Annotated in this window: 4 protein-coding genes and 1 other RNA gene; 2 read left to right on the top strand and 3 right to left on the bottom strand. The window is 65.1% G+C overall.

All coding sequences use genetic code 11. The annotated features are described in order from the left end of the window. The first annotated feature begins 205 nt into the window (after nt 1-205). Both rnpB and prmB read left to right on the top strand, forming a co-directional pair. Nucleotides 206-558: RNase P RNA component class A (rnpB, locus tag ACDC66_RS15145), an RNA gene on the top strand. 199 nt (nt 559-757) lie between these two features. Beyond that, nucleotides 758-1,642: a 50S ribosomal protein L3 N(5)-glutamine methyltransferase gene (gene prmB, locus ACDC66_RS15140; protein ID WP_376697575.1), complete on the top strand. Its 885-nt coding sequence runs from the start codon at nt 758-760 to the stop codon at nt 1,640-1,642. A gap of 90 nt (nt 1,643-1,732) precedes the next feature. Here the strand turns inward: prmB and ACDC66_RS15135 are convergent, their stop codons facing one another. Genes ACDC66_RS15135 through ACDC66_RS15125 form a run of 3 tightly spaced genes read right to left on the bottom strand, consistent with a single transcriptional unit; the run spans nt 1,733 to nt 6,139 of the window. Beyond that, nucleotides 1,733-3,076: an O-antigen ligase family protein gene (locus ACDC66_RS15135; protein WP_376697574.1), complete on the bottom strand. Its 1,344-nt coding sequence runs from the start codon at nt 3,074-3,076 to the stop codon at nt 1,733-1,735. Next, nucleotides 3,036-4,694 (bottom strand): hypothetical protein, encoded by a 1,659-nt coding sequence (locus ACDC66_RS15130; RefSeq protein WP_376697573.1) that lies wholly within the window; start codon nt 4,692-4,694, stop codon nt 3,036-3,038. The genes ACDC66_RS15135 and ACDC66_RS15130 overlap by 41 nt, the downstream gene beginning before the upstream one ends. Continuing rightward, the gene (locus ACDC66_RS15125) at nt 4,691-6,139 is read right to left on the bottom strand and encodes a hypothetical protein (RefSeq protein WP_376697572.1); all 1,449 of its coding nucleotides are present in this window, start codon (nt 6,137-6,139) and stop codon (nt 4,691-4,693) included. Before ACDC66_RS15125 ends, ACDC66_RS15130 begins: the two co-directional genes overlap by 4 nt. Between the last annotated feature and the right edge of the window lie 192 nt (nt 6,140-6,331).

Here is a 6,331-nt window from a genome sequence, read left to right as displayed (position 1 = left end):
CAATACGGTCAGGATCCACGGCAGCTTGGGTTATCAAACCCCGGCGGCCTTCGGAGCCGCCCCGTAACGAAAAGTGTCTACGAAAGTGGGGTCAGTCCAGGGGCGACAATTGCTCTTGCCAACCAGCCAACCAGCCAACCAGCCAACCAGCCAACCAGCCAACCAGCCAACCAGCCAACCAATATCGGTGTCATAATCACTCCCGAGAGCCGGCCGGACAGTCGCTGTGCCTTTTGGCATGGAGGAAAGTCCGGGCTTCGCAGGGCAGGGTGCCAGGTAACGCCTGGGGGGCTCGTTCGCGAGCTCACGGAAAGTGCCGCAGAAAATATACCGCCGATGGCCGCAAGGCACAGGTAAGGGTGAAATGGTGCGGTAAGAGCGCACCGCGCGGCTGGCAACAGTCGTGGCAGGGCAAACCCCACCCGAAGCAAGGCCAAATAGGGGTGCTATGGCGTGGCCCGCGCTGCACCCGGGTAGGCTGCTAGAGGCGGCTGGCGACAGCCGTCCCAGATGAATGACTGTCCCCGACAGAACCCGGCTTACAGGCCGGCTCTCACCTTGAATTTGTTCGCTGGTTGGCTTGTTTGCTGGTTGGCTGGTTCGGCATCTGCGCGGGATGGAGGGCAGCTACGCTGCGATACGCCGGACAAGCCCGATGCCTTGCCGCTGATTGAACGTGGCTTGGCCGCCCCGCACCACCTTCGGTTGCCGAACCAGCCAACAAGCGAACCAGCTAACAAGCCAACAAGAAGTCACAATGCCTGCACACAACGTCGAGACCCTCATCCGCCAGGCCGCAGCCGACATGGAATCGGCGGGCATCTTCTTCGGCCACGGCACCGACAATGCCATCGACGAGGCCTGCTGGGCGGCATCAGCCGTGTTCGGGCTGGCGCCGGATTTTGGCGACGAAGCGCTGGCGCGCGAGGTGTCGGAAGAAGACCGGGAGCGTTTCGAGGCGCTGGTGGCCAAGCGAATCGAAACGCGCAAACCGCTGGCTTACCTGATCGGTGAGGCGTGGTTTGCCGGGCTGGTCTTCGAGGTCAATGAACACGTGCTCGTTCCGCGCTCGCCGCTGGCCGAGTTGATCATGGAGGGGTTTGCGCCGTGGATCGACCCGGACCGGCTCGGGCGCGTCGTGGATGTCGGCACGGGCTCGGGCTGTCTCGCGATCGCCACGGCGGTGTACTGGCCCGAGGTGAAGGTGGACGCGATCGACATCAGCCCCGAAGCGCTGGCGCTGGCGCGCCGCAACACCGATCGCCACGGCGTAAGTGATCGTGTGGAAGTCATCGAATCCGACCTGCTCGATGCCCTGTCCGGGCGACGCTACGATGTCATCCTAGCCAACCCGCCCTACGTGCCGACGGCCTCGATGGCCGAACTGCCCGAGGAGTACCGCTGGGAACCGGCACTGGGCCTGGAAGCCGGCGAAGACGGCCTCGACCTGGTCCGTCGCCTGCTCGACACGGCGGCCGAGCATCTTGAGGAAAACGGCCTGTTGATAATGGAAGTGGGCGAGGCCGCGGAAGCGCTCGAGACGCTATTGCTCCAGCGCGGCATCGAATTCACCTGGCTGGAATTCGAGCACGGCGGCGACGGCGTGGCGCTGATCGAACGGCAGGGGCTTGGCGGCGGCTGATGTCGTCCCACACGTGCGAGATCCCGACGCTTCGCTATGATCCGGCCGGGACGACACTGGCCGCGCCCTCCGAAAGCCCACCCTTCCCCCCTACCGAAGCAAAGCTCCGATATAAAACGCCAGCACCACCTGCGTCCCGGGGATGTGCCAACTGAAATCCCCCATTGCCACCAGGCAAAGCGCGGCCAGGCCGGCATAGAGGGCAATGCGTTCGGTGCTCATACGGAATCGGCGCAGCAGGGCCCAGGCGACCGTGCCGAGCAGAATCAGGCCGGGCAGGCCCAGTTCCACGCCCCACTGAAGCAGGTCATTGTGGGCGTAGTCGTACCAGCCGCTGATACCGCCGGGCTGAAACTGTTTGAAGGCGGCCTCGAAACCGCCCAGGCCGACGCCGTGAATCCACCAGGCCAGCGGAAAATCGCTCAGCATTGCGGCAAACACCTCAAGGCGCGACTCTTCACCCGTCGTGGCAAGAAAGCGCTCGGCCAGTGGTGTCAGCCCGTACCAGGTGGCGGCCACCAGCGCGCCTATCGCGGCGATGTAGGCCGGCCAGGCGGAAGCGCCGTGGATCAAGCGTCGGTGACGCCCCCACAGAACCAGCGCCAGGAGTACACCGAATATCCCCGCGGCTGCGCCCAATCTGGAGCCGCTGCCGAGCATGGCCGCGCCGACGATCGCCCCGGACAGCACCGAGCCGGTCACGCGCAATTCCATGGGCAGCTTACCCAGGCCGGGCACGCCGCGCACGAACCAGAGGCCTACCGCCAGCGGCCAGGTCAGCGCCAGGTACGCGCCGAACAGGTTACGGTTGGAGTAACTGCCGTGCACCCAGTCGGGATTGTGGCGCTCCCAGATACCGAAGATGGTCTCCGCCCCGCCGGCATGGGACAGCACGCCGTAGAGCGCCTGGAACAGCGCCGAAGCGACGATTGCCAGCAGGACCCAGCCCCGCATCTGTCGGGGCAGGCTGCGCCCGAGCCAGGCGACGGCGAACAGGGCGACGAAGGCAGCCCAGCCGCGCAGTGTCGCGCCCGGGTCCGGCGACCAGTGCCGCGGGGTCAATGGCGATTGCGTCCAGAACTCGGTCGGGTAAGGGCCGAACAGCCGGGCGAGCCACACCGACGGCCAGACCTGAACGACTACCAGTAGAGTCAAAACCCCACCGAACCACAACCAGGCACTCGACGGCAGCTCGAGATCGCCACTCGCGATGGGCAGGGTTACCGCGCAAAGCGCGATCAGGACCAGAGCCAATAGCGAGGCGGTCAGTGTCTCGGGCGTGCGGTGGCCCATCATCAGCGGCAGCAAGACCACGCCAAGCCCCAGCAAAAGAGCCGCGGCACGCAGCGGAAGCGTGACCGGTTGCTGGACCCGCATTCGCCCCCGGGCCGGTTCAGTACTCGATGGCGGCAATGCGGAGCTGCTCGTGGTCATTGCTCTCGATTCTGTAGTGAACCTTGCGGTTCGAGCGCAGGGACGGCTGGTCGGGAAAATCGATGTTCATCTGGAACTGCGCCTCGACAGACCACTGGTCGTCGGTGCGGTCGATGTCGAGAATGTCGATATCCAGGCGGCGTTGCTCCGAGTTCTCGAACAGCCAGCCGTAGTTGCTTCGGAACCAGTCCCGGCCCTCGTGCAGGTTTTCGCGCGGCGATTCGGTAAAGTGGTTGAGAAAGTCCTCCAGCCAGCCGTTTTCGAAGCTTCGGCGGTATCCGGCCAGCAGCTCCTCGATGTGCCGACGGTTGCGTTCGTCCGCTTGCCCGCGTTGTTTTCTGGCCGGTTCTGCCGTTGTGGTCCCGGCAACCCGGCGTTCGGGTTGGTCTTCCGCCACTGGTTTATTCGAACGCGAGGGTCCAGCTTCGTTCTCCGGCGCGATGTCGGACCCGGGGGCAGGCTGCTCCACCGGCTCGGGAGTTGTTGTTTCGGCAGGCTCCGAAGCCGTCTCGGACCCGTCGTCGACCGCGGCGAGCGTTCGCGCCGTCTCGGCGAGCGAGCGCCTGCGTTGTGCTGCCTCTTCGCCCGTGCTCTTGGGTGTGACCGGCGCTTGCTGGACTGCCGCCACTTCGTTGGAAACCGTGCTTTCAGACAGGGGCTCGGTGGGTCGGGGCTGCGGCGGAGTTGGCTCGGCGTCGACGGTCGGTTTTGCCGGCTCGGCATGTCGGCCGCGTTCGGCGGCGCTTGCTACTCGAGGGTCTTGCTGTGTTTCCAGCACCCCCTCGCTGGCTGCATCGAACAGCGGCACGGTCCAGTCGGAAAGGGCTGTCCAGGCGGCCTGTGAATCCGGAGCGGGCTGGCGTTCGGTTCCCGGGCCGGATCGAGTGTCAGCCGGCTTGACGTCCGCCGTGGGCTGCGGCGCCGTCTCCGAAATCGGGGTATTGGGCATGTCGATGGCGCGGTAGGGTTTGTAGGCAAAATAGGCATAGAGTACCGGCACCAGGCAGACCACAGCCAGTCCGATGAAAATACGCTGTTGCAGGTTTTCTATTCCCAGCAGCCAGCTTCTCAGCCGGATCAGTGGGCCCGGGCCGGCTGCGGGTGTGAGGCGGGCCGAGCGGCGCCCACGCCGCTCGTTCGGCCGGGGGTGTCGGGGCGGCTTCGCAGGCTGGGTGGCCGACGGCTCGTGTTGCTTCGTTGCGCGGTGCTCCGGGGCCAGCCCCTTGCGAAAGCGTGCGTAACTGGCGTGCACGGCCTGGGACCGGGAGGTGAGCCAGTCGGCGTGTTCCGGGTAGCGGTCCGGATGAAATGCCGTCATCAGGCGTCGGTAGCGGGCTCGGCGGGTCTCGTCATTGACGTCGACGTCGAGGTGCACACCGATCAGGTCAATCTGACCGTCGTGGAAGATTTGCCGGTCAAGCTGTTCGTAGATTGCGACCCGGCGGCGCGGATGATTCGGCGCGTCGCCGAGCACGTCCTTCAGCGCCCCGCCGCCGTGGCGGCTGCTGCCGGCCAGCCAGGACAGCGCGGCGTCGAGCTCCGTGGCCGACAACGCTTCGCCGCCGGCACCGAGCAGGCGGTCGACGAGCGATTGCGTTGCCTTGCGGTCGTGATTCATGGCGCTGGCATGTCCCGATACGGGGTCGATTCATTGCTGTCGTTCAGGCCGGCTTCGTGATCTGCGGTCGAGACCGCTCGATCATGCGCCCGGCGCCGGGCCGATGGCGCCGACGGCCTCGCCGTCGAGGGTAGCAAACGCTCTGCGCTCAGTCCCGCCAGTGTGATCTCGCCCTCGATATAGCGGTCGAAAGCGTCGGTCGAGTTCCGGTGCAGGCGGAAAACCACCATCTGGCCGGGTTTGTGCACCTTGTAGTCGATCTCAAACACAGTCCAGCCGAATTCGCTTGCCGGCACGTCGACGCGCTCGCGCGTGCGGTTGTCCCCGCTGCGTGTGTCGAGCCACAGGTAGGGCAGCGCGCGCGTCGTCAGCCCCTCGGCCCGCCACCAGCCGCGCAGTCTGTAGAAGCCTGGCGCCGCCGCCGGGAAACGAACCGAGGGTGCATTCAGCCGCACGTTGTGTTCGCCGGAAAAACCTATGCGCAAGGCGTGAGCTCCGCTCGTTCTTTCGTTCTTTCGTTCTTTCGTTCTTTCGTTCGGCTCGGTTTCCGGACGAGCGACCCCGGACCACGGCGCTTCAATCTCCACCCGTTCAACCACCGTGCCCTGGGGCATGCGTAGCGACCAGCCGAATGACGGCAGCACATCCAGCGGATTCGAGAAATCGCCGGCCGGCAGATCACCCGGACGGTAGTCGGCATCGATGCTCTGCCAGGCCGCCATCGCGGCGGCTCGATCGTGACGCAGGGCGACGTAGATGTAGTCGCTGAAGGCGGGGTGGTCGGGCCCGATACCGGCATCGCCCGAGCGTGCTTGCGTCAGTCGCGACCAGGCCGCCTTGGCCAGGGCCATGGAGCCGATTCGGCGCGCCCGGCGCATGGTTTGTTGCAGGTACGCTTCGCCGGGCGGGAGTATTTCTTCGAGCAGAACGGCCGGATCCTCGACCCAGCGTGAGCCGATGAAAAGTGCCTGGTCGGTCGAGTTGGGGCTGACTTCGAGCAACAGGCGAAGCTGAAGCAGAACCAGGTTTTGCTGGCCGGTGCTCTGGGCCAGGTTGGCCGCTTGCCAGCGCACTTCGCGGTGGTTCGGCTGTACGGAGATGGCCGTGGCCAGGAGTTCGATCAGTTCCTGCTCGCCCGCACCGCGGGTGGAAGCGATGCGTGTAAACAACAGCCACCGCCAGGGATCGAGCGGGTAGCGACCCAGCTGCCACAGCAACCCCTTCTCGGCCGCGTCGGCATCCAGCCGCCAGCGCGTTTCGAGAAGGCGAGCCGCTCTCCTGGCCGCCAGACCGCCCCATGGCACCGGCGGGGATTCAAGCGCCTGGATCGGATCATCGGAGTCGATCGAGCGCAGTCCGATGAATTCCCACGCCGCCACCACCAAGGCCAGAAGGAAGCCGACGCCGAGGACGGTGAAGCGGAGGGTGGCGCGGGGGTTGGGCATGGGAGGTTCAGGTAAAAGGTGAAAGGTTAAAGGTGAAAGGTGAAAGTTTGAAGGTGAAAGGGGAAAGGTTAAAGGTTAAAGGTTTGAGGAAAACAAGAGCCTGTCCCGATTTCTGTGTAACCGCCCATTCTCATAGATGATCGGTCACCCGATCTTCGAACTGGATAATAAATTGGTTCAGGGCACCCTTCC

Source organism: Wenzhouxiangella psychrophila, assembly GCF_042310375.1.
In the GTDB taxonomy this organism is placed as follows: domain Bacteria; phylum Pseudomonadota; class Gammaproteobacteria; order Xanthomonadales; family Wenzhouxiangellaceae; genus Wenzhouxiangella.
Note: the sequence above shows the minus strand (reverse complement) of the source record. Positions and strands in the feature narration are given on the sequence as shown.

Coding starts and splice junctions, on each gene's coding strand:
- prmB (WP_376697575.1), top strand. CDS start 758: ATGCCTGCACACAACGTCGAGACCCTCATCCGCCAGGCCGCAGCCGAC.
- ACDC66_RS15135 (WP_376697574.1), bottom strand. CDS start 3,076: ATGACCACGAGCAGCTCCGCATTGCCGCCATCGAGTACTGAACCGGCC.
- ACDC66_RS15130 (WP_376697573.1), bottom strand. CDS start 4,694: ATGAATCACGACCGCAAGGCAACGCAATCGCTCGTCGACCGCCTGCTC.
- ACDC66_RS15125 (WP_376697572.1), bottom strand. CDS start 6,139: ATGCCCAACCCCCGCGCCACCCTCCGCTTCACCGTCCTCGGCGTCGGC.